Origin of the sequence: Lacticaseibacillus chiayiensis (assembly GCF_004123795.1) — a bacterium.
GTDB lineage: Bacteria > Bacillota > Bacilli > Lactobacillales > Lactobacillaceae > Lacticaseibacillus > Lacticaseibacillus chiayiensis.
Window position 1 is genome coordinate 23741 of the sequence record NZ_MSSM01000001.1, and the last position, 23863, is coordinate 47603.

Consider the following 23863-nt stretch of genomic DNA (forward strand, 5'->3'; position numbering starts at 1 on the left):
TTGGAACAAACTCATGATAAAAATATTTCTATTTTCGGAAAAATATTTCAGGAAACCGATTTTTCCTCCTCATCGAAAGAACTTTCCAGTTGAAAACAACTCGTGAATGCGGTTACAATTCGCTCAGGTGGTGCCAACCACCTAAATGATATGTTTTGCGAGGGTTATGCAAACGTTGAGGAGGAGTTTCTCGATGCACCAAGGGTCAAAGAAGCAGCAATATCGGGTGCCACGTTCGTTGTTATACAGCAGTGCAGTTTTATCATTGACGGCGACTGCCATTTATTATACCAGCACGATCCCAGTGTCGGCGGTTAAGGCGGCAGATCCGTCTAGCAGCAAAGCAATTGCCAAGGAGGCCACAAGTAACTTGCAGATCATCAGTGTGACGAAACAGGCGCACTATTTTGAAATTACTTATTCGAATAATCTCAAAGCGCGGTTATTCGTGTTGGCGGATAATCAATTCCGCTTTTACGCCGATCCGAGCGGTAAGTTTGCAGCGCCGGCGCAATCCGGCGATGGGCTGAATGCGAAAATTTTCACCAAAACTGTTGATACGTCGGCCACCAAGCCGTTTGATGCTGCACAATTGTCGAACGACGCTAAGGGCTGGCAGATTCAGACCAAGGCGATCACGATTGACTTTGATAAGGCAGCGGCCACGTTGCAGGTTTTGCAAGGCAACAAAGTAGTGATGGCCGAACAGCAGCCACTTGCAATTGCCGGCAACCAGACAACACAGATTCTAAAACGCAGCAGCCAGGATCATTTCTTTGGCGGCGGCACGCAAAACGGGAATTTTACGCTGACTGGCAAAAAGATCAAAATCCAAAACACCAACAACTGGGTCGATGGCGGCGTTGCGTCGCCTAATCCGTTTTACTGGTCCACAGCTGGTTACGGCGTGGTGCGCAATACCTTTACGCCAGGGACGTATGATTTTGATGCGGCTGGGGATGGTCAAGTTAAGACTACCCATCAGGAAGAGCGGTTTGATGCCGTGTACTTCTTTGATGCCAAGCCGTCAGATTTACTGAAAGACTATTATGATCTCACCGGTGCACCGGCGATGATGCCGCGGTATGGTTTTTATGAGGCGCATCTGAATGCCTATAATCGCGATACCTGGGTGCCGGTGACGGCCGATACGCCGGGCGCGATTAAATTTGAAGACGGCAAGTATTACAAGGAATATCAGCCGGGCAAGGTGCCAGCGGGGCAAAGTGGCATCAAGGAGTCGCTCAATGGTGAGCTGAACAACTATCAATTCAGCGCTCGTGCCGTGATTGATCGCTATGCCAAGAACGATATGCCGCTGGGTTGGGTGTTGCCCAATGACGGGTACGGTGCCGGCTATGGCCAAACCGATTCGTTGGCTGGCAACTTGGCCAACCTCAAGGAATTTGCGGATTACGCCGACAAACATGGCGTCGCAACCGGTTTATGGACCCAACAAAATCTCTCGCCAGTCGATCCAGCGCATCCCAAACCGGACGACCGCGACTTTGCCAAAGAAGTGGCCAATGGCGTCAAGGCGTTGAAAACCGATGTGGCCTGGGTCGGCTCCGGCTATTCTTTTGGCCTAGACGGACTGGAAAAGGCTAAGCAGATGCAGACCAAAGTCAAAGGCGATGATTTACGACCGTTTGCAATTACGCTTGACGGCTGGGCCGGGACGCAGCGTTATGCCGGTATTTGGACTGGCGATCAAACTGGCGGTCAATGGGAATACATTCGCTTCCACATCCCGACGTACATCGGCACAGGCTTATCCGGCCAGCCGTATGTCGGTTCCGATATGGACGGCATTTTTGGCGGCGGCAATCCGATTGTCAACGCCCGCGATTTTCAGTGGAAAGCTTTCACGCCGATTCAGCTGAATATGGACGGCTGGGGCAGTAATCCCAAGACGCCATTTTCCTTCGATGACCAAACGACCGCCATCAATCGCGCTTACAACAAGCAAAAGACAATGCTGATGCCTTACAACTATACCGCCTCAGCGCAAAGCGTTTTCGATGGTAAGCCAATGGTGCGTGGGTTGTTCATGGATTATCCGACAATCCCCGAAGCCTACACGGACTTGGTGAAGTACGAATACCTGTGGGGCGACAACTTCCTGGTGGCACCGATTTACCAAAACACCGCGGCGGACGCTAAAGGCAATGATGTCCGGAATGGTATTTATCTGCCCGATAAAAATCAGGTATGGGTCGATTATTACACCGGCAAGGAATATCGCGGCGGCCAAGTGCTCAACAACTTTGACGCACCGATCTGGAAGCTCCCGGTTTTCGTCAAAAAAGGTGCCGTGATTCCGACCACGCCAGCGCACAATACGCCAAAAGCCTTTGATCAAACCAAGCGGCAATTCCAGATTTTCCCGGCAGCAGGCAAGAATGACTTCACGGTTTATGAAGACGATGGCATTTCGCAAAAGTATCTAAAAGGAGCCCACGCACAGACCAAAATCACCAGCGAACTGCAAAAAGATCAGCTGCAAGTCACCGTTGATCCGCTCACAGGCGATTACAGCGGCTTGGATCCGGACCGCACCAGCGAATTCGCCATTCGTATCAGCGGCCAGCCGAAAAAAGTCACGGCAACGGTTGGTGGCAAGGAAGTCACGCTAAAGGTCGTCGACAACCTTCAAGATTACGAAGCCGGCAGCAACGTTTACTTTGTCAACAAACAGTACCACACCAATACCTATCTGGAAAAATTGGCCGACAAGCAAATTGACCAAAACTTCGTGCAGGTGAAGCTGGGCAAAACGAACGTTAAAACCAATGGCATTAAGTTAACCGTGTCTGGCATTGACGCTGCTGATGACCCAAGCACCGAAAACCTGCCGGAAAGCGATCAGGTACTGGTGCCAAGCGATGTGAAACAAGACGATAAAACTACCACGGATACGGCGGTTGGCATTAACTGGAGCCCGACTAAAGACGCGGCCAGTTATGATGTGAAAGCAGATGGCGTCATTTACCGTAATCTCCAACAGCCAGCATTTGTGTTGAGCCAAGTCAAAGAGAAGTCCAAGCACACCTTCCAAGTGCGGACTGTCACGACCAAGGCTGTGTCAAAATGGAGCACTGAGCAGACGTTCAGTTCCAAAGAAAATCCGATGCGTCTAGCCGTGAAAATGCGCAATCCCAAAGTGACCTCGCCGATCAAAGATACTCCGGTTTGGCAAGGCAAGGACACCGTCGACAACCTTTTCGATCAGGACTTGGACACCATGGCCCACAGCAACTGGTTCGCGGATACGCCAAAGCAGTCGCCAACGCCGATGACGATCACCACCGAATTGGATGGCGTGTATGATCTCGATCACGTCACCTATGTCCCACGTGAAAACGGTGGTAACGGCAATCTGTCAGCACTAACCGTTGAAACCAGTCTGGATGGCATTCACTGGCATCAGGCCGGTGCAGGCAAAGGCTGGAAATGGGACAGCACTGACAAAACCGTTCACTTTGGCGAGAACGAAAAAGCCAAGTACGTCCGCTTTCTGATTCCGGAGAAGTCGACGGTGGGTGATTTTGTCTCCGGCCGCGAGCTGCTGCTTTTCAAACGGGATGGCACCAACAAGGCCACACTGGGCGATATTACCAATGATGGCCAGGTGAACGATGACGATAAAACGTCCTTGATGAACTATGCCGGCTTAACCGCCAATATCGATAGCGATTTTAACGGTTATGTCCAAAATGGCGACCTGAATCGCAACGGGGTTATTGATGCGTTTGACATTAACTATGTCATGACCAAGTTGGGCAAGGAGCCGGTGACGAAACCGGATAAAATCGCGCCGGCCGGAACCTTGTCGTTGCAGACCGACAAACCGACTTATGTACCGGGTGAGACGATGACATTAACGTTGGTCGGCAATCATCTGGACAAGGTGAACAGCCTGTTTGCGCGCTTGCCGTTGACGGATGCAAATGTGGACTTGGTGAAAGTCGAACCGACCAAGGCAACCGCTAACATGGTTAACTTCAGCAAAATCAGCACGCACGGTGACAACAGCCGCGATGTGTATCTGATTTTTGCCAATGAAGGCCAGCAACCGCGCTTATCTGGGAACCAAAAGTTGGCAACCATCACGCTGAAAACCAAAACCCAGATGCCCAAAGTGGACCTGCAATTTGCGTTGCGTGATCTGATGTTGACAAATCAATGGGGACCGGGAACCTTGCCACAAGACCCTGCGACCGTGGCTGTGCAACAATCTGCAAGCGAACAGGCGCAGGCTAAGACTAAGTTGGCGGCATTGTTGGATGCGGTTCATGCGCTAAATCCGAAACTTTTCACCACCAACAGCTGGCAGGCAGTCGCAACCGCTCGCGACATGGCCGCGCAGTTAGTGAAAGATGATACTGCTTCAACTGAAGCGCTCACGAAGGCGTACACTGATTTGCAAAAGGCCTTGCAACAGTTGGAGGCTGATCGCGGCGTGACCCTGGCGCAGCTAAAAGGACTCATTGATGCAGCTGAGACCCTGAAACCCGACGTATACACGGAGGCCAGTTTCGCCAACCTGCAGGCAGCGGTTGTCGCGGCTAAACCGGTCAATGCTGACGAACATGCCACCCAAACGCAGATTCAATCGGCTATTCAGGCCATCACTGCGGCATGGGTGGCATTGGAACTCAAGCCGCAGCCAACGCCGGTCACCGATCTGGCACAGTGGCTTCAAGTTGCTGCAACGTTTAAGGCAAACGACTACACACCTGCCAGCTATGCCAAATTAACCGATGCCATTACAGCAGGCAAAAAAGTCGCCGCGGATTCAAATGCGTCTTCAGCCGAACAACAGGCGGCGGTCGATCAATTAAAGGCAGCCATTGATGCGTTATTGCCACGCGCCAACAAGCAAGCGCTGGAAACGGTCATGGCAACGGCCGACAAATTAAGCGCCAGCGCCTACACTGCAAATTCCTACGCCAAACTGCAGGATGCGTTAAAAGCAGCCCTCCCGCTTTTAACCGATCCAAACGTCACCCAGGAAGCAGTCGCGCAACAAACGACCGCGGTCTGGAACGCCATCAACCAACTCGTCAAACTGCCGGATAAAACCGAGCTGGTCAAATTCATCACGCAGGCAGCCGGGCTGAAAAAAGCTGACTACACAGAAGCAAGCTTTGCCGACGTCGAAACGGCTTTGGCACAGGTCCGCACCGTTCAAAAAGATCCGGATGCAACCGAATCACAAGTAGCCAAGGCCGTTGCCGATCTCAAAACGGCGATCGATCACCTTGTGAAAGCGGCGCCGGAACCGGGCAAAAAGGATCCGATAACGCCGCCAGCACCTGCACCGAAGCCGAGACCGACACCAGGCGGCTTCCAAGGCGGCAAGCCAAGCGCGTCTGGGGAAATACCGGCAAAAGGGAAAGAAACAAATGATTCTGACAACATTCCTAAGACAGGCGAACAAACACAGTCAGTCTTGGCTGTTTTGGGCGCTGCCTTAATTGGGGTATTAGGGTATGTTAAGTTGCGTAAGCGTAAGCATGAATAGTTGATTGTAGCATTTGTTGTGTGACACAATAGGTCGACATCTCCTGTGAGGTGGCGGCCTTTTGTTTGCTGAGCATGAGTTGGCCCGCTTAGAAGTCGGAATGTAAGCGGCCTTGAGCATGATGCCCTGGGTTTAGGCCATTGCGACCAAGGCCCTTACACGCAGATTTCTGGGCCAATGAACGCGTTATGGCGAGAAAAGGTTTGGCAGTGTTGGGGCATTTTCTCAGACGAAAAGACGAAAATTTAAACGGAGGTAGGTAAATTGAAGCATAAGGGACTTTGGCTAACAAACGGGATTCTGGCAATTGCGTTACTTGCGCTAATCATCACAGTATTGGTGCGTCAAGTTGATGGAACCGATCATGTTGAGACATTCCAATCACGTCTAATGTCGCTCGCAGTCATAGCGGTGGTGATACTGGTGATTGTCCTTGTAGAAGGCATTTACTTGTTGCTTTCCAAGCGGCGTTCATGAGCACTGACGGACTAATATCAAGATTTGGCAGTCCATAGACCGCACGCATGTTTTTAGATATTAAAAAACCCGCGATATGATTGGTCGCGGGCGTAACATCTGATAAGCTATGACTGGCAGAGAGTTATAAGCGGTGGCGCTTCGCAATCGAAAGAAGGTGATGCCGATGGTTTTAGGACTATCGAACCACATTCCTACGAAAGGAGGTGCCGGTTTGTCTGTGATTGACGCATGTGCGGCAATCACGACTTGTCTCGGCTCATTCATTGTTGTGGTCAGCGTGTCTACACGTCTGGTTACGGCTTTGATAAAACTGTGTCATGCAGTTTACGAGCTGAAGCAAGCGCTCGGAAAATTCCGAGAAAAGTAGGCAGACTAAAAGCCGCGTTAGCTTTGGCAAAAGATCGCGGCTTTTAGTTGCGTAATATGCCACCGTACTTTTAACGGTTCTGCTGTACCACAAGGGGCGTCTTGTTAGCGCAAGGCACCTCTTGCTTACAGATTTATTATAACAGGTTCGAATTCATAGCGGAACCCGTTTATGACGATTCGGGTTCCTGACTTGCTATCGATAAACAATGCCTTCAGGTTTACTTAAATTCATCGCCAATTGCCTCATTCCTGAAATGTCATCAACTACAATGGTAAGCGAGGTGATGGGATGGCAACGAAGGATTTGAATTTGCTAATCGCACAGCTGCAAGCCATTGCACAGTCCGGGCGCTACTATACAAAAGATGTCTTTGACCGCGAACGCTACGATCAGTTGGCGGCGACTACTAAGCAGCTGGTCATGCTGCTAGGCGATGCTACTCCAGAACAAGCCCGACTATTTGTGGATCAAGACATTGGCTATGTGACGCCAAAAGTCGATGTGCGAGCGGTCACGTTTATCGATGATCGCCTGTTAATGGTTCAGGAGCGTGCTGGCGAAACGTGGTCTATACCTGGTGGCTGGGCCGATTTAGGCTATAGTGCCGGCGAAATCGCGGTGAAAGAAACACGCGAAGAGGCCGGCTTGACGGTTAAACCCACGCAGCTACTGGCCGTCTATTCAGTGCGCAAACGCGACTATGCACCACAGAGCACTCGCGATGTGTACAAGTTTTTCATTGCCTGCGAGCCTGTGACGCATACTTTAAAAACGGGGGTTGAGACTGAAAACGTCAAAACTTTCAGTCGTGAAGAAGCGCTGGCACTGCCGTTATCGCGGCAACGAAATTTGCCTGCTGATGTTGCTATGGCGTTTGCGGCACACGCTTCTGAGCAGTGGGAGACGGAGTTTGATTGATCGGTTGCTAGCGAAAAGGAAAGACGATTGAAATAAAAAGACGTTCCCAAGTACAAATTTTCTTTACACATCGGCTAGTGCGTCTCGGTTAGAGGTCTTACATTTTCATACCGTTTCATAAAGGATGGACGGGGCGCAACTGGCTGCATTGGACCCCATGCTGAGTCGTACTCATCATGCTATCGGCACAGTCATTACAGGAGGAAAGCCATGCAAATTAAAACGCGTAAACAGGGGAACTCCCTCACATTGATAGTTCCGAAAGAATTCAACATTGCACCCGGACAAAGAGTTGTGCCTAAGTTAAGAGCTAACGGCATTTTCTACCGGTTTGTTGACGATAAAGACGACTTTTTTGACTTTTCGACGGATGTTCTCAAATCCTTAGTTGCCCAAGGTTTAACAGGCAATGAACTAGTTAGCGAGTTTAATCGTCAAAAACACGCCATTTCAGCATCATTAAGTACGTTAGCTAACGATTATGATGTGATAACTCTTTCTCGTAAAGAGTTGAAGAAAAAAATTGGCCTCTGATATTGAACGTATCAAAAGACCGAATATGGCTCGCGTACAAGGCTAGATCTTCGGCAACCCTTATCATACTCTTGGCCGGATCGCATGAAGAATTCTATACTTCATTGAAAAGGCTGCTGTAATTCGTTTTTTGCTTAGTAAAAGCTGTGTCAGTTAAGCTGTAGACCAACAGGACAACTGACCCGACACCACATTGCAATAAAAGTGATGTGATGCTCGGGCTTTTTAGTACACTTAACTTCAACTGAGGCCATTGAAGTAATGCCAGGCTGTTTGCGGTTATCCGGATGGTAGCCCGACCCTTTTTAAATGCACTTCACTGAAGGCGGTCTGGGGCAGTCCCCACGCAAAAGTTGTTAGGGGACCTATATGTATACGAATGAACAAGTTAAACGATTTCAGCTTGTCAAGCTGCAGTTAGCCATTGCTGAGGCAAAAGCTTTTTCGCAGCCATCACTTTTCAGTTTGCTGGCGCGAATCGGCTATATTCAGCTTGACAGCATTAACGTCACCAATGCTAGAAGCGAGGAATTAGAAGTGCACCTATCATTTGGGAATGTGCTCAACATAAGTTAAAAAAGTTTTCGCTCGTTAATCCGTGGCAATCGTCTTCCCAAAATAAACGTAATGACAGTCAAAATCACCACAATACCAAGACTGACCAACCGAACCAGCGAGTAACTGATCACGACTGATGAATGCGCATTGGCTTGATCAAAAAGGCTGGTCAAGTCTGTATGGGTTAAAAGAGCGGCAATTAAGCCACCGAAAACGAGCATGGCTTGTAACAGAATGCTTCCTAAATAAGCATTTCGATATTTAACAGCGAGGCGGTTCGCTGGGGTAGATAGGTTGAATCGGTAAACTTGATGGTTAAGCAAAATACTGTTTGCGCTGCCGATGAAGCCGATCAGGAAAAATCCGGCTGGGGAGACAACGGGGACAAGCATAAGCCAGCTTCCCAGCATGAACCCAAGCAATTGTAGCTGCAAATTTGCGATGTGACGAAATTTGTTTTGAATGGCTTGTCTCACAACCTGGGCTAATATGAGTCCAAGACCATATGCGATATAAGCACCTATCATTAAGCCTTGATCATGGATCGCAAATAAAATGTACAACATAGCAAAGGTTTCATAGACGCCATTGATAAACGAGCTTTGAATGAGCCACCATGGAAAATCAATCCGAATTTGGTGATGCAGGGCAATACGTAAAATGAATAGAAAGAAGCCAAAGGTAAACACGACCATCAAGCCGACACCGAGCGAATTTGCAAAGAAACGGGTAAAACGCAGACAGAAAACAATCGCGGTCAACCAAAAGAAAAGTTCTAAATCAGTTTTTGATGATGTTTTTGCAACAAAGGTAGGAGTCTGCAACGACTTTGCGAACTTAGGAAGGCATAGCAAAAACACCAAGCCACCAGTCACAAATGCCAATAACACCCAGAAGCCTGTTCGTATTTGGCCGCCCAATAGAATCAAGCCTAACGTTACGATGCTGTAAAGCAGAAATCCCAGCATTTCAATCGTAGCAAAGTTCCAATGCCAAACGCGCCGCTCACGGTAATAAACGGCTTGATAGGCTGGCAAGAAAGCACTGGCACCGCACCCTAGAACAAATGCTGCCGTATCTTGAATGACTGGCTGCGACGATGCATTGAGCAAAATCAAAGATGCAACACATAGCCATAAACAATTGCGAGCTAGACGATAAGCATTTTGGACATCACCAAATCCATTCACCAGTAACAGACCGGTTTTCGTTCCAGTATAGAAGAAAATATAAGGTAAATAAGCTGTAGGCGATTGATCACGATAGAGTGTTGCAAAAACAAGCAGCGGCAACAAGGAAATTAGATTAGCCACTGCAAACAAACCGCCCTGAAGCCACTTACCACCAGTTGTTAAAGGTGTTACATTCATGTTGGTCAACCTTCTTTATGTTCGGCTATTGGAATAAGTCGAGCTTAAAGCAGATGATCGCTGAAAACAATAGAAGGAAGGTAGTCCGTCTGTATCGAGAGTTGACGTCATTGACTGTAACGCAGGTGTGGACGGAGTAGACCAGCTAGTGGCTCTCTTTGTCCTAGAGAAAGTGTTCGCATATCGTTTTCTACATGCAAAATTGCCTTTACTAAATGTTCCGGGCGATTAACCCACAGCTGACGAACAAAACTATCCGTCTTCACTTCCTTGATGCCTAAACCGCCAATTGTTGGACTTGCTTTGAAAAAAGTACTTGGTTTGAGTTTTTTGGGCTCTTCGCCATGGTGCCGTCGCCGGTAATTTTGGTACTTTTTTAGCCAATCTGGCTCTGCGTATAACTGTATCGCTTCGATTTCTGGACGAGTTACAAAATACTTAGTTTGACGGATCTGTCGTTTATACAAATATGGTACAGAGATTTCCCGTTTAAGACTGTCGAGAATCACTAATAAATCAATCCCTGTACCAAAGTCTCTTTGTAAATACTTTTCGGCTAATAATTGCCCTTTTAACAATCTGGGAACAACCCTCTCATCTGAGATTAGGTCATCCGGCGTCACAGTTAAGCAATCATTTTCTAAAAGAATCTCGAGAATGGCTGTTTCGGCGGTTCCTTCCGCAACAATCAATGATCGCGTCATTTAGCAGCCCTCAATGAAACCTCAAAAGGCATCTTTTCTGCAAGCTCTTTTTTTAAAGCAGCAAGGTGTTCATCGCTAGGTGCTGTGCCGCCAATATAATTCGATTTGAACACTTCGCTCTTCTTTAGATCCCCGCGAATGTCAAGGTCACTGTATCTATAAACATGAGTTCGTTCTCTTCGCGCCAAAATGTAGTTTTCATCTTTACGTTCAGAATCGTCAATCAGTTCAAGATAGTGTGTTGAATAGACCAAGGACGCTTTAGCGATGTTGATCCGTGGATTCTGAAAAAAAGAAATGAAGTCTTCAACAATGCGCTTATTAATGTGTAGCTCGACCTCGTCAATAAGCAAAGTGGCTCCAAACCTGATTGCATTGTACATTTGGTAAAACAAAGTGATGCCACGAACAGTACCTGAGGAAAGATAATGCATGATGCCTTGAAAGGTGGGAGCAACATATGGCTCGTTTTGCCCTTTGAATTTCAATTGAACATCAATTACGCGACGAGTTTTTTTGTCAGTTTTATAATGCAAATATTCGATAGAATCATCTAGATACTGAATTAAGCTCATCGGTGTCACATCGATAAACGTCATGACGCGATTTGTGTCGACTTCGCTGACCATAGAAATGACCTCAGAGATCTTCTCACCTCCCTTAAATGCCCGGAATGATGAGTCTTTGGGGCTAAGCATCGCACTGACCTCGGCACTTAAATCAGATCGTTTCTGGACTAATTGAGAAGTCTTAAAATCAAATTGATCTTTTTTGCGGGCTGAGATCCCTAGCTTCTTTCTATATATTTCCTCAGCAGCAACAACCCACTGACCGTCTTCATCCTGTGCAAAAACAGTTTGAATCTGGTACCGCATCCCGCTAGTAGCAGCAATGTCAGCTATTACGGTAACATTGTCTGCACCGCGCAAACTATACTGCAAAGCCGTTTGATCAATCGACTGGTCCTCTAGATAAAAGGCGCTTAATCCATCAAATAAATTGAAAAGTGTACTTTTGCCAGAAGCATTTACGCCAACAACGCCAATCGTCCTGTTGAGATATAACGCGTGTCCATAATCAATAACTCGGTTAGCTGTCGTGCCATTATTTTGTCCGATTGCCTGAATTGAAAACTTTGTGCCGTCTTCAAACAAGGCATGCCCCGAGATTTCAAAACTGACGAGCTTAATCATAGCGTCCTCCTTTAGCGCGGATGTTACGTCAATAATGAAATTATAAAGCACAAAAAGAAATAAGTACAGCAATTGCAACGTTAAAATCGTTATAAATGTTAATAGCAGAATGGCGTGGCAACAAAATATTCGCCTTCTGCCTGCCAAAAAAGAGACGGGAAGTTTGTATATAGACTTTTGAACGGCAAACGGTGCACACTCTGCGGGTAGGTTCACACTAATTCCCTCGCTTCAATGTGGTTGACCAGTTTAAATAGCGAGTTATAGCAAGGCGTGTAAATATTTGCAAATTTAATTGGTATTTTGTAAAAAATAAAAAATAGATTTGTTGACCCTCGGTGGCAAACGTACACGAATAGCCTATCATGAATAGGGACATGTCATCCATATTCCAGTAGTCACCGAATGTTTCCCGTGAAACATTCCTCGCACCCTTGCAATTAGCTGAAAAAATACTATGATCTTGGTTAAACTCTTTTGAAAGCAGGGATGCGCATGTCAACACCAACTCATGAAGAAGTGATTCGTCCCATGACAGCAGCCGATGATGCACCGGTTGCTGCGTTGATTCGTGAATGTTTGAAGGCCGCTGATTTGGATCGACCGGGAACGGTTTACTTTGACGCGGGTCTGGATCATCTGAGCCAATTTTACGGCGCAAAGCCAAACCGCAATTATTTTGTTGCGACCCGTGATGGCCAAGTGTTGGGTGGCGTCGGCATTGCCGAATATGATCCGACGCATGGTGTTGCCGAACTGCAGAAATTTTATGTACATGGTAAACTGCAAGGCCACGGTATTGGCAAGCGCTTGTTGCGTCACGCCTTGGACTATGCCCAACAGGCAGGTTATCAGTCGGTTTACCTTGAGACCTATCACACGCTGAAAACCGCGGTTCACGTTTACCAAGAGTTCGGATTCACTTCCTTGTCTGGTCCGCTGGTGACGGCGCAGCATCAATTGATGGATCAGTTTTTGCTGAAGAAGTTTGCTTAACGTGCGGATTTTGTTGGCAGGCGAAGCAAATGATGATCGAGCAACAACGTCATAACCGTATGCTCGGCAGCGCCTTTTTCCTTATTCACAGATTACGCACACTACAACCTTTACCGCTTTTTTGCAACACAAAACCCCCATCCGCCATAACCATGACGAATGGGGGTTTTAACTTCATATTTAAGAGGCCGAGTTAATCTAGCTTACGCGCCGCAACATCAACCCACCGACGCCGCTTGACGCTCACCCTTCTGAACGCCAGCCGCATCTTCCAACGCCTTTGCCGCCAGCAGATTCTCTTCAGCCATCATCGGCACGCGACCCAGTGGATCGAGGCCGATGTTGAGCAGGTAGTTGATGCCGAAGTCGTTGAGATGTTGCTTGTAGCGGAAAAGTGTCCGCGGCGTTTTCCAGTTTTGATCGTGGTAGGAAAAGCCCCACGAATCATTAATGGTGCCCGCGGTTTCGTACAAGCCCAGCGGTGACGGTTTGAAACCGGCGATGTCGTTGTAGTCCACATCGGTTTTGTTCATGTCTTCTTTGTGTTTCGGAATTTCGTTGTCGCCGAGTGAAACATAGTCGTATTTGCCGTTACCCAGGCGCGAGTTGATCAGGCAGTTTGGCTGTAACTCGCGAACCGTGTCGTAAATCAGCTGGCTTTGCGTTTCCGACAGCGTCATCGGCACATCGAACCAAGCCGTGGCGATGTCGCCGTAGTTGGTCATGATTTCCTTGATTTGCGGCAGGATTTTGCGATCAAAACAGCGGTCGAAGTTTTTCTGGGTTTCATCCGGGAAGTCCCAACTGTTGTCCCAAGTTGTGCCGGCCGTGTCGAGGTGGTTGGACTTGTAGCCGCCGCCGTCTGGTTCATGCCAGTCCAGATCTTGCGAGTAGTAGAGGCCGAATTTGAGCCCAGCGTTGCGACAGGCTTCGGCCAGTTCGCCGATGACGTCGCGGTGGAACGGGGTGGCGTCGTAAACATTGTACGGATCGACTTGCGAGCGGTACATCGCAAAACCGTCGTGATGTTTGGTGGTGACGACGAGGTACTGCATGCCGCACTTTTTGGCTAAAGTCACGATGGCATCGGCGTCAAAATAAACCGGATTAAACGCGGTGGCAAGGCGGCCGTATTCAACATTGGAAATCTGGAACTTGGATTGAATCCATTCGGCATAGACACTTGATGACTCGCCGCGGTATTCCCCAGCGAGCACTGAGTACAAACCCCAGTGGATCATCATGCCGTACTTGGCGTTTTTGAACCATGTCACTTGTTCGTTCACAACAATTGCCTCCTCTATTAAATGGTCAGTTGATCTTTTTTAACAACAATCAGGTCGTACGCGGCGAGGAGGACGAAGAAAAGGCCGCTCCACAGAATCATGTTGCCTGGTCCGGCATTGCCGACCATGCCGCCGAAGAATTGGAAGAAGTACGGGGCCACCAAGCCGCCGATGTTGATGCCGATGATGATAATGGAGGTCGTGAAGTTCATGGAGTCTTTTGGTGAGTAATGCACCATTCTCGCTGTCAGCGCCGGGTGGACGATGCCATTGCAGAAGCCTGAGACCAGCACCAGCACCAGTAACAGCGGAATCGATTCGGTGAAGGCCATGACGATCATGGTGGTGGCGACGATGATCTCGGCAATCGCCACGGTGTACTTGCCGAACCACTTGGCAATTTTCTCGAATGCCACGCCGGAGACGATCGAGCACAGCACCAGGAAGCCGAAAATGCGGGTTGCGTCTGCCGCGGTGCCGACGTGGTTGTTGACCATGTAACTGGCGAGCTTCAACCCGATCGCCGAGTAGAAAAGGCAAACGAACAGGAAAATGATGGCCAATTGAATCACGCCGCCGTTAGTTGTTGGCTTAGCCTTGGCCACTTCTTCGACAACTTCGCCACCTTCTTCAACCACGATATTGTCGTATTGCTTAGGCACCAGCAGCATGACCAAAATAATCGGTACCAGCAGGAAGAGGAAAACTAAGTAAGTCGTGTGCCAGCTGATGTTGATCAGGAAGCCGGCAATGAACAGCATGATCGCATCGCCAATCGAGCCGATCGAATTTCGCCAGCCGAGCAAGCGATTCCGCGTATCCTCTGGAAACAAATCGGTGATGTAAGACACACTCAGCGGCGTGAAAACGCCCATACCGACGCCAAACATGGCCCGGGAAATTAAAATCGCCGGGTAGCTGAAGAAGAACGCCGGAATGATGCCAAAAATCAGCGAGATCGTTAAACCGGCGATCACCGTATACTTTTTACCCAATAAGTTGGAGACCAGGCCGCTGATGACGGTGCCCAGCAGAACGCCGGCAGTTGGAACCACCACCAGTAGTTCCACGTTGGCGCGGGAAACATCGGAAAAATATTTTTCCATTAACGGAATCGTGCCAGATACGGCATTGCTGACCGATATCAGAAACGAAATCGATAAAATACCAAGCGCTAAGAACGGCGAGCGCTTGTCTTCGGGGACGTTGGTAGATGTTAACATGATGCCACTTCCTTCGTTAAGTTTTGTCGCGTTTCGTTACCCAACCAGAAAAAAATGCGCCGGCAACGTGCTAAATTAGCACGGTTTCCGGTGACTTAACAACTAAGGCGCCTGTCAAAATATGAATATTTTAGTATATACTAGTTAGTACATACTGATTATAACCGGCCACTTGTTGAAAAACAAGCAAAAATGAAAGGGCATTCATGTGCGTCATGAAGCGAGTTTTAAGCGCCTGTATGAACGCGGTGCCGATTCAGGAGGATTTTTAGGCAGCGGCTAGGCTAACTAATGAACAGCAGACTTTTTTAATTAACGTAAACGGTTGCAGTTTAAAAGCAGATCAAATAGTATATACTAAAAAGTATAGATGCAAGCGGATCATGTTGACTTGATCAAACCACCGTAGCGACAGTCCGCCAACCAAGAAAACGGAGGCTAATGAAATGGCAAAATTTGAAGAGGTCGCAGATGCGTTGAGTCACCGGGTGCGCGATGGCATTTATACCACGAGCCAGCGCCTGCCGTCTGAATATGATTTAGCCAAAGAATTCGGGGTGAGTCGGCTAACGGTGCGCAAAGCAATCGACCTGTTGATTCGCAAGCAGCTGTTAGTGAAATCGCCAGGCAAAGGCACGTACGTCATGTCGTATTCGGATAAAGTTGAAAGCGGGCGGATGGGGCTACAAGGCTTCACTGAAGCAGCCAAGGCGTATGGCAAGGAAAGCCGCACCGAAGTTTTAAGCTTTGGCTCGCTGGATCCGATCCCGGAAGAAATCGGCCGGGTGCTGGGTTGTGATCAACAAGTCCACAAAACCGTTGATTTGCTGGTCCGCCGCCGCTTTTGGGATGAAGAACCGATGACTGTCGAACACGTCGCCATCTGTCACGAGTACATCGACGGCTTGAAGGCGAAGGATTTTGAAGGCTCACTGTTTGCCTTGCTCGAAAAGCGGGTCGCAATTGCTTACTCGCACCAGGAAGTCGAAGCCGTGCTGATGGATCCGGATCTGGCGGCGTTACTTGACGGGAAAAAAGGCGATCCGCTGTTGCTGGTCCATTCCGTAACCTACACCGCCGACGCCAAGCCGATTTTGTATGACATTTCGTACTACCGCGCCGACAAGTATTCTTTCAAGTCAACGTTGACACGCGATCACGTATGAAAACGGAGGAGCGGATGCCGTTGAAAAAAGAAACGTTAGCTGCCTTGTATGATGTCCATCGCACGGAATTCATGACGGCACTGCGCTCAGTCATGCAAATCAAAAGTGTCCGCGGGCCGCGTTGTCCCGATGCCCCGTTTGGTTCCGGCCCGCGCGCAGCCCTAGATGCAGTCGCCGAGCTTGGCACAGCGTACGGATTTCAAACCAACGTAATTGAGTCAGCCATGACGACCATTCAATGGGGTGACGATGACGACCATTACATCGGCATCGTTGGCCACTTGGATGTCGTTCTGGCTGGCGAAACCGCGTGGCATTTTCCACCATTTGATCTGACCGAGCAAAATGGCCGCTTATACGGACGCGGGATTCTCGACAACAAAGGGCCGAGCATGGCATGCTTGTTTGGGATGAAGCTGCTAAAAGACGCTGGCTACCAACCGCGAAAAACGATCCGTCTCATCTTGGGATCCGATGAAGAAAGCGGATCGGCTGACGTGTCGCGTTACCTTGCCAGCCAAGCACCGCCTGAATTTGGCTTCACGCCAGATTGCAAGTTTCCGGTGGTGTACGGCGAACGCGGCATCGTGAACTATCAATTAACGACGCCAATCACAGACGGGTCACTTGATGACATCGGCGAAATTCGCGGTGATCAGGCCAGCGATCATGTGCCCGATCAGCTCGAAGTGACAGTTAATGGTGAAACCATCAGTGCGAGAGGCAGACGGGCACCCAGCAACGCGCCGGAACTCGGCCAAAACGCGATCACGCAACTAGCCGAAAAGTTACTTAATCAACGAGCCGTGCACGGGCAACTCGCCACTTACTGCCAGTGGTTAGTCAACAAGCTAGCTAAGCAACATGATGGCGCCGGCTTAGGGATGGCGTTTGCGGACGCCGCCAGCGGCAGTCTCATCGTCACCCCATACCAGTGGCAAAAGTCCGGCCAAACGTTGACCATACAGCTGGCCATGCGCTACCCGGTTTCCTACCACGAAGCCGATGTCACGCAAGCCCTGACCGCGGCGGTATTACCAAGCACAGACATCAAAGTCATCCGCAGCCTGCCCAGTGTTTTACACGATCGACAGGATCCCCGCCTGCAGGATTTGACCCAAGCATACGAACAGATCACCGGCCAACCCGGGCAACTCGTCACCACCACCGGCGCAACATACGCCCGCGTGATGCCGAACATCGTGGCGTTTGGGCCATCTTTTCCCGGGCAAAAGGGCATTGCCCATAACGCGGATGAATGGATGGATAAGTACGATCTTAAATTAAATATGATGATTGATATGGTAGCGATGATGAAACTAGGAGGGATGACTGATTGAATAAGACAAACTGGGGCGCGATTGCTACTTGGCGCATGGCACATGATGGCGTCAAAAAGGCCAGCAAACTGCTGCAGGCCAATGGCGACGCCGGGGATGCGGTCGAAACGCTGATCAAAACTGTTGAAGCTTATCCCTATTACAAATCGGTCGGATACGGCGGTCTGCCCAATGAAAATGGGGTCGTGGAAATGGACGCCGGCTTTATGGACGGCGACACCTTAGCCCAAGGCGCCGTTGCCGGCATTCACGATGTTTTCCATGCCGTCTCGGTCGCACGCGCGTTGAGCCGTGAACATTACAACAGTTTCCTGGTTGGCGAAGGCGCCACCCAATACGCCCAAGTTAACGGGTTTGAGATGCGCAACATGCTGACAGACCGCGCCAAGCAACGTTGGGAAAAGCGGCGCCAGGAAATTGCTGATGCCAAGGTCAAACCTTATGACGGCCATGACACAGTCGGGGCAATCACGCTGGCGCCAAGCGGATCCATGGCCGCGGCGACGTCAACATCCGGCTTGTTCATGAAACGCCCCGGCCGCGTCGGCGATTCCCCACTGTCCGGCTCCGGCTTCTACGTCGACAGCGACATTGGTGGCGCGGCAGCTACCGGTTTAGGCGAAGACATCATGAAAGGCTGCCTGTCCTACGACATCGTTCGCCGCATGGGTGAAGGCCGCACACCGCAACAAGCCTGCGATGAAGCCGTCTATCCGTTCATCGAAAAGCTCAAGCGCCGCTATGGCAAAGCCGGTGAATTCTCCTTAATTGCGCTGAATCACACCGGCAACTGGGGCGTGGCAACCAACGTGGAATTCACCTTCAGCGTCGCCACCGCCACCCAGGAACCGGCTATCCTCATCGCACATCCAGGCCCGAATCAGACAACCAAAATCGAACCGATCACCCAGGCATGGCTCGACGCGTATGAAAAACGCATCAAGGCACCGATTGATCAGCAAGGACATTGATCAAGTTGGAGAAAGAGGAAGCAACATGAAGCAATACCTAGCTATTGACGTCGGCGGCACCATGACCAAATATGCGTTGGTATCCGAAACCGGCGACTTGTCCGAGCAAGGCAAACAGCCAACCGTCCACAGCAAGTTGACTGATTTCACCACGGCCATGGTTCAACTGATTCAACGCTATCAAACCCGAATTGCCGGCATCGGTTTGGCCTTACCCGGCGTTGTCGATCCGTCATCCGGCACCGTCAAAGCTTGCGCCGCCTTACCGTTTTTGGAGAATGTTGCGTTAACTGCTCGGCTCACGAAAGCCGCCAAAATTAAAGCACCGATCGTCATCGAAAACGACGGCAACGCTGCAGCACTAGCCGAATTTTGGCGCGGTCAACTCGTTGGCACCACCAACAGCGCCATGGTCGTCTTAGGAACCGGTGTTGGCACATCACTCTTCATCAACGGCCGCCTCTACACCGGCAGCCATCAAGTCGGCGGTGAATCCAGCTTCATGGTCACCAACGGCTTGCGTCCGATCACCCGCGACCAGACTGCAGCCGGTCTCTCCGCCGTCAAAACCGTCAACGCCATGGCCGCTGCGCTCAACATCCACCGAACACCACTTGGCCCGCGCGTTTTTCAGGCACTCAAACCCGATACGCCGGCCGCCGCCATCCTCGATCGCTTCACCCGCGGCGTGGCAGCCATGATCTACAACATGCAAACCGTGTTGGATCTGGAAAAAATTGTCATCGGCGGCGGCATCAGTGCCCAGCCGCGGGTCATCGAAGCCATTCAAGCAGAGGTGGCTGCTTATCGCAAAGTTACGGAGCTTGCTGCCAAGACGATTCACATGCCCATCATCGAAGCCGCTAAATACCGCAATGAAGCCAACCTCATCGGCGCGGTGGTACCGTTACTGCAGGAAAACGTTTAATTTCAGCACGATCGCAAGTCCCACGTGCCCAAAAATCGACAAGCAAGCTTTCAAAAAACCGGTACTAGAGAAAAAATCGCTCTAGCACCGGTTTTTTTAGTCTCTTGGGATGCAATCAGATCATCACGAATCCGCCGACGAGCCATCTTTCCGCGGAATCTTCTTAATCACCCGCGCAGGATTACCAGCCACCACTAAATTCGCACCAAAACTATGCGTCACCGTGGCATTGGCACCAATCACCGTATTATCGCCAATCGACACACCCGGCAACACCACAGCGCCACCGCCAATCCAGACATTATTGCCAATCGTAATCGGGGCACCTTCGCCCATCCGCTCACGACGGCCCGCCGGATCAAGCGGATGCGACGCCGAATAAAGCTGCACCAACGGCCCAAACATACAATCATCGCCAATCGTAATCGGCGCAATATCCAACATCACATTGTTGTAGTTGCAAATAAAATTGTCACCCACATGAATGTTATACCCAAAATCACAATGAAAATCAGGCTGCACATACACATTCGCGCCAACACTACCAAACAACTGCCGAATCAACGTCTCCTTATGCGCGTCATCCGTCGTACAACGATTCATCTCCCGACACAACCTCCGCGCCCGCTCCTCATCCGCCGCCAACTCAGCATCAAAAATCCGATAAGGCTGACCAGCAAGGAACTTTTGCTTTTCTGTCTTCAATGATGTCACTTCCTTGGTTTAAGTAAAGCGGTTTCTTGGGGGGTGGGGCAAGGGCAGGAGGTTGTTTGGTTGGGACAGAAGATTGGATTTAGAAATTTATTGCAGTAAAAAATATTTAGAGGGAAAAAGTACTGACCGCTTTAGCTTGAGAACGGTACCTTTTCTATGAATTGAGAGTTTGAAAAATCAGACTATATTTTTCATTCGTGTCACTACATCAAGCTATATCGATTTGTCATCACTTTCATTTAGTCGAACAATGACACGATAAGTTTCCGGCTTAAGCGCCCAGAGCATACCCTTGTTGATTTCTGATAAGGGAACAGTACCTGCGATTAACGGCTTTACGTCCACAGTACCGTTGTTTAGCAATTTCATGGCTTTAAGAAAATCACTTGAGTCCGAATTTGCGCTCCCCATTAATTTTGTCATTCGACGATGGAGCGTGTGTGGGCTAATAGAAATTGGCGTATCTGGATGAAAAGAGCTGTAGAGAATAACGCGTCCGTCAATGGCCGCCATTGACACTGCCTGTTCAGCGACGGGCGAAATAGGCAGTGTGTCAAATACAACGTCTGCGCCATTTCCTTCTATCAGCGTTTTAATTGTGTTAACTGGATCCACAGTTTTTGGGTTGATTAAATCATCGAAACCAAGTTGTTTCAAAAATTTTTGACGATTTTCATCTGGTTCACTGATGATGACCCGCGCTCCACGCTCTCGTGCGAGGATCGCATGAAATACGCCCATAATACCTGCACCGATGACGACTACATCATCACCTAGTTCAACTTTTGCGGTGTCCACGCTATGAACAACGCAAGATAAGGGTTCGGTAAGGGCCGCTTCTTCATACGTCAATTGATCACCAATTTTAAAAAGTTTGGTTACCGGAACAGCCAAATATTCTGCTAGTCCGCCCATACCGCGAATATTTAACCCACCCACATGATTTTCGTAGGAAAAACGGGTGCAGCTTCCTTCGTGACCTGTTCGGCAATTGTCGCAGTAACCGCAAGAAGTTAAGAGACCAACGACAACACGGGTTCCGACCCGCCATAAATCTGTATCTACTTTTGGCCCAACGTCAACGATTATCCCAGACTCTTCGTGGCCACCAATAAAAGGAAAGTGAACTTTGTTAATTCCTGTGAAAACTCGTTGCTCCCAAGTACAAAGGGCACACGCTTTTAGCTTTACGAGAACCTCGTCGTCCTTAATTTTTGGCTTATCAATTCTTTCGACATCTAATTGCTTGATGCCACTGAAAACTGCTGCATTCATAGTTGTCATCATGTTAGCCCTCCTTGACTGAATTTCTCTCATATTTTTTATAAATCGCAAAGGCCTCGTCTGCATTCGCATTATTATGAACCAATGCATTCAAGGCAGCCACTGTTCCAATTGGGTTTCGGCTTTGAGTGATATTCCGCCCCACAGCTACACCACGAGCACCGGTCTGCATACAATGTTGAACAAACTTGAAGTAGGTTAATGTGTCCGTTTTAGGTCCGCCCAATGCTAGAACAGGCCGACTAGTATTATTTATGATCAGGGCATCTGCTTCTGCACCTGTAAATCGAGTTTTTATGATGTCAGCTCCTAACTCGGTACTCAGTCGGGCTGCAGTTGCAATGTAACGTGGATCATTTGATTTTGAAGAAGTAACGGGATAGCCAAATGGCAAAGTTTCTGCAATCACCGGCATTCCCCACTTTGCTGACTGATGGGCAAGCTTGACCAACATTTTGTTGGAAGTGGCTTCTCTAACAGCGGTACCGGGAAAGGTCATGCAAACAACGCCGGATGCGCCGATTCTAAGTGCATCTTTAATATCGAAGAAGAGGTGAGTATCAGGTACTGACGAGTCATAAATATCAGCGCTTGCGTCGACACGAAGCACTGTAGTGACGTGAGCTAGTTCACGCTCATAAGTTTGTGCTTGACCGTATGTCACTAAAGCGGCATCTAAACCAGCATCAACTAATTGACTAACCTGTGTAGTTGTCTCATCAATACCCGCTGTCCTCATTGAGAAAACGAAACCGTCTAATGCTGCCACAACTGCGCGCCCATCTGAAGCAAATATCTGATTCATTCTTCTAAGCTTGCTCATGATAATTTTCCTTTCATCAAAAAACGCCCAAAAATCCCTGAAATAGAAATTTTTGAGCGTCTCCTTACATTGCTCTAAGCGAATATTTAGTTTTTCTTGAATGAGAGCTTGCCATTTTCATTACGTCGGTATCTTTAATCCTAGTCAGCCGGATTCAGTGGTTTTTGAAATTCATGATGACCACAAGTTTTGTCGGCTAGTTGCAACAAACTGATAACCTGCCGAGAATGCTAACTTAACTTGATCCTCTGTTTCTATCAAGCCACTTGCGATCAACGGCTTATGCATAAACACGTGCTTGAGGTGGTCAGTCTCGTTGACTGCACAGATAGCCGGTAGAACTTGAACAGCGTCATAGTTGTCAGCATTTTTTAAAATATCGGCCGCTTTTGCCAAAGAAAGTGAATCTATTAAAGGAAGCCGATAGACCGTGGTCATTCCTAAATGCTTTCCTTGAGTGAGTGCGCGAACATTGCTGGTTAAAATGCCGTCTAAATGATAGAGATTTTTAAGCAAGTGCATACCAACGTCGTCCGCTTTAAAACCAGCCAAAATGTCAATGTGGACGACCGCCTGTTTCTTCTGCTTATGAATGGCCTGAACAAAGCCCTTCAAATTTCCAATTGAAACACCAGATAATAAAATGACTTTTGCTGGTGCCTGTAAAGCATAATTGAGATTACGCCCGTTTATCGAGGAGGGGATGATCATCCGTGTATTAAAAATAACCAAATCACCTCTCTTTACGCGATACAGCAAAACAATTGTAACAGAATCTGAATGGGCAAAAACGGTCACTTACTAAACAACGGCTTTTAACAGTTTAGTGACCTGTGCTTGTGGGTCAGGAGCGTCAAAGACATAGGAGCCAGCGACAAAAATATTAGCACCGGCTGCTGCGCAATCTTTGATCGTTACATCGTTAATACCACCATCAACTTCAATATCAAACTTCAGCCCCAGGCTGTCTCGTTGCTTAGCCAGCTCTCTAACCTTATCGACCATTTGAGGAATAAACTTTTGCCCGCCGAACCCGGGATTGACGGTCATAATCAATACTTGATCCACCAGTGGCAACACTTCTTTAGCAGCATCAACAGGTGTCCCTGGGTTCAAAACCAGGCCGGCTTTTGCGCCAGATTTCTTGATTTCTTGAACAACGCGGTAGATGTGAACCGAGGCTTCTAAATGCACCATGATCATATCACCACCAGCTTTGGCAAATTCTGGTGCGAACTCATCGGGATTGTCAATCATTAAGTGACAATCAAGTTTTAATAAAGTTGCTTTATGAAGGTCGGAAACCATTTTTGGCCCGAAAGTAATGTTTGGGACAAAATGACCATCCATGACATCAACGTGAAGCATGTGAATGCCAGAGTCTTTAACTTTATCGATATCGTGCATCAAGTTTGAAAAGTCAGCACTTAATATTGAAGGTGCGATTTCGATTGACATTTTCTTTCCTCCGAATAACT

General features: G+C 48.7%; 20 protein-coding genes. 10 read left to right on the top strand and 10 right to left on the bottom strand.

Features of this window, described 5'->3' with window-relative positions; genetic code table 11:
- Nucleotides 1-193 precede the first annotated feature (193 nt).
- From BVJ53_RS00130 to BVJ53_RS00155, 5 genes are all read left to right on the top strand, one after another.
- On the top strand, nt 194-5527 hold the full coding sequence (locus BVJ53_RS00130) for a TIM-barrel domain-containing protein (RefSeq protein WP_129300602.1): 5334 nt from the start codon (nt 194-196) through the stop codon (nt 5525-5527).
- A gap of 264 nt (nt 5528-5791) precedes the next feature.
- Nucleotides 5792-6004, top strand: a complete 213-nt coding sequence (locus tag BVJ53_RS00135; protein WP_129300603.1) for a DUF3923 family protein — start codon at nt 5792-5794, stop codon at nt 6002-6004.
- Nucleotides 6005-6665: 661 nt separating this feature from the next.
- Nucleotides 6666-7295 (top strand): NUDIX hydrolase N-terminal domain-containing protein, encoded by a 630-nt coding sequence (locus tag BVJ53_RS00145; protein WP_129300605.1) that lies wholly within the window; start codon nt 6666-6668, stop codon nt 7293-7295.
- A 210-nt stretch (nt 7296-7505) separates the two neighbouring features.
- Nucleotides 7506-7829 (top strand): hypothetical protein, encoded by a 324-nt coding sequence (locus tag BVJ53_RS15245; protein WP_191983418.1) that lies wholly within the window; start codon nt 7506-7508, stop codon nt 7827-7829.
- A gap of 369 nt (nt 7830-8198) precedes the next feature.
- Nucleotides 8199-8405 (top strand): hypothetical protein, encoded by a 207-nt coding sequence (locus tag BVJ53_RS00155; RefSeq protein WP_129300606.1) that lies wholly within the window; start codon nt 8199-8201, stop codon nt 8403-8405.
- Here BVJ53_RS00155 and BVJ53_RS00160 read toward each other — a convergent pair.
- From BVJ53_RS00160 to BVJ53_RS00170, 3 genes are all read right to left on the bottom strand, one after another.
- Entirely contained in the window at nt 8402-9757 is a 1356-nt protein-coding gene (locus BVJ53_RS00160) for a hypothetical protein (protein WP_129300607.1), read from the bottom strand. The genes BVJ53_RS00155 and BVJ53_RS00160 overlap by 4 nt on opposite strands.
- A 107-nt stretch (nt 9758-9864) precedes the next feature.
- Nucleotides 9865-10461, bottom strand: a complete 597-nt coding sequence (locus BVJ53_RS00165) for a hypothetical protein (RefSeq protein ID WP_129300608.1) — start codon at nt 10459-10461, stop codon at nt 9865-9867.
- A complete protein-coding gene (locus BVJ53_RS00170) occupies nt 10458-11654 on the bottom strand; it encodes an AAA family ATPase (RefSeq protein WP_129300609.1) in 1197 nt (398 codons plus the stop codon). The genes BVJ53_RS00165 and BVJ53_RS00170 overlap by 4 nt, the downstream gene beginning before the upstream one ends.
- Nucleotides 11655-12149: 495 nt before the next feature.
- Between BVJ53_RS00170 and BVJ53_RS00175 the strand changes: the two genes are divergently transcribed.
- Nucleotides 12150-12650: a GNAT family N-acetyltransferase gene (locus BVJ53_RS00175; protein ID WP_129300610.1), complete on the top strand. Its 501-nt coding sequence runs from the start codon at nt 12150-12152 to the stop codon at nt 12648-12650.
- A gap of 218 nt (nt 12651-12868) precedes the next feature.
- Here BVJ53_RS00175 and BVJ53_RS00180 read toward each other — a convergent pair whose 3' ends face one another.
- Both BVJ53_RS00180 and BVJ53_RS00185 read right to left on the bottom strand, forming a co-directional pair.
- Nucleotides 12869-13936: an alpha-L-fucosidase gene (locus BVJ53_RS00180; protein ID WP_129300611.1), complete on the bottom strand. Its 1068-nt coding sequence runs from the start codon at nt 13934-13936 to the stop codon at nt 12869-12871.
- Between the two features lie 17 nt (nt 13937-13953).
- Entirely contained in the window at nt 13954-15159 is a 1206-nt protein-coding gene (locus tag BVJ53_RS00185) for an MFS transporter (RefSeq protein WP_129300612.1), read from the bottom strand.
- Nucleotides 15160-15605: 446 nt separating this feature from the next.
- Between BVJ53_RS00185 and BVJ53_RS00190 the strand changes: the two genes are divergently transcribed.
- The 4 genes from BVJ53_RS00190 to BVJ53_RS00205 are packed head-to-tail and all read left to right on the top strand — an operon-like array spanning nt 15606 to nt 19564.
- Complete coding sequence (locus tag BVJ53_RS00190) at nt 15606-16325, top strand: GntR family transcriptional regulator, LSA1692 subfamily (protein WP_129300613.1); 720 nt, start codon at nt 15606-15608, stop codon at nt 16323-16325.
- A 20-nt stretch (nt 16326-16345) separates the two neighbouring features.
- Nucleotides 16346-17665, top strand: coding sequence for a Sapep family Mn(2+)-dependent dipeptidase (locus tag BVJ53_RS00195; RefSeq protein ID WP_129300614.1), 1320 nt, complete (start codon nt 16346-16348; stop codon nt 17663-17665).
- A gap of 35 nt (nt 17666-17700) precedes the next feature.
- On the top strand, nt 17701-18636 hold the full coding sequence (locus BVJ53_RS00200) for a N(4)-(beta-N-acetylglucosaminyl)-L-asparaginase (RefSeq protein ID WP_414467410.1): 936 nt from the start codon (nt 17701-17703) through the stop codon (nt 18634-18636).
- Between the two features lie 25 nt (nt 18637-18661).
- Nucleotides 18662-19564 (top strand): ROK family protein, encoded by a 903-nt coding sequence (locus tag BVJ53_RS00205; protein ID WP_129300616.1) that lies wholly within the window; start codon nt 18662-18664, stop codon nt 19562-19564.
- Nucleotides 19565-19687: 123 nt separating this feature from the next.
- On the opposite strand, the gene BVJ53_RS00210 is transcribed toward BVJ53_RS00205, so the two are convergent.
- The 5 genes from BVJ53_RS00210 to rpe form a co-directional block, all read right to left on the bottom strand.
- Entirely contained in the window at nt 19688-20269 is a 582-nt protein-coding gene (locus tag BVJ53_RS00210) for a sugar O-acetyltransferase (RefSeq protein WP_129300617.1), read from the bottom strand.
- 222 nt (nt 20270-20491) lie between these two features.
- Nucleotides 20492-21562: a zinc-dependent alcohol dehydrogenase gene (locus BVJ53_RS00215; RefSeq protein ID WP_129300747.1), complete on the bottom strand. Its 1071-nt coding sequence runs from the start codon at nt 21560-21562 to the stop codon at nt 20492-20494.
- A gap of 4 nt (nt 21563-21566) precedes the next feature.
- Entirely contained in the window at nt 21567-22385 is an 819-nt protein-coding gene (locus BVJ53_RS00220) for a class I fructose-bisphosphate aldolase (RefSeq protein ID WP_129300618.1), read from the bottom strand.
- Nucleotides 22386-22556: 171 nt separating this feature from the next.
- Nucleotides 22557-23117, bottom strand: coding sequence for a glycerol-3-phosphate responsive antiterminator (locus BVJ53_RS00225; RefSeq protein WP_129300619.1), 561 nt, complete (start codon nt 23115-23117; stop codon nt 22557-22559).
- A 69-nt stretch (nt 23118-23186) separates the two neighbouring features.
- Nucleotides 23187-23843: a ribulose-phosphate 3-epimerase gene (rpe, locus tag BVJ53_RS00230; protein WP_129300620.1), complete on the bottom strand. Its 657-nt coding sequence runs from the start codon at nt 23841-23843 to the stop codon at nt 23187-23189.
- Nucleotides 23844-23863 lie beyond the last annotated feature (20 nt).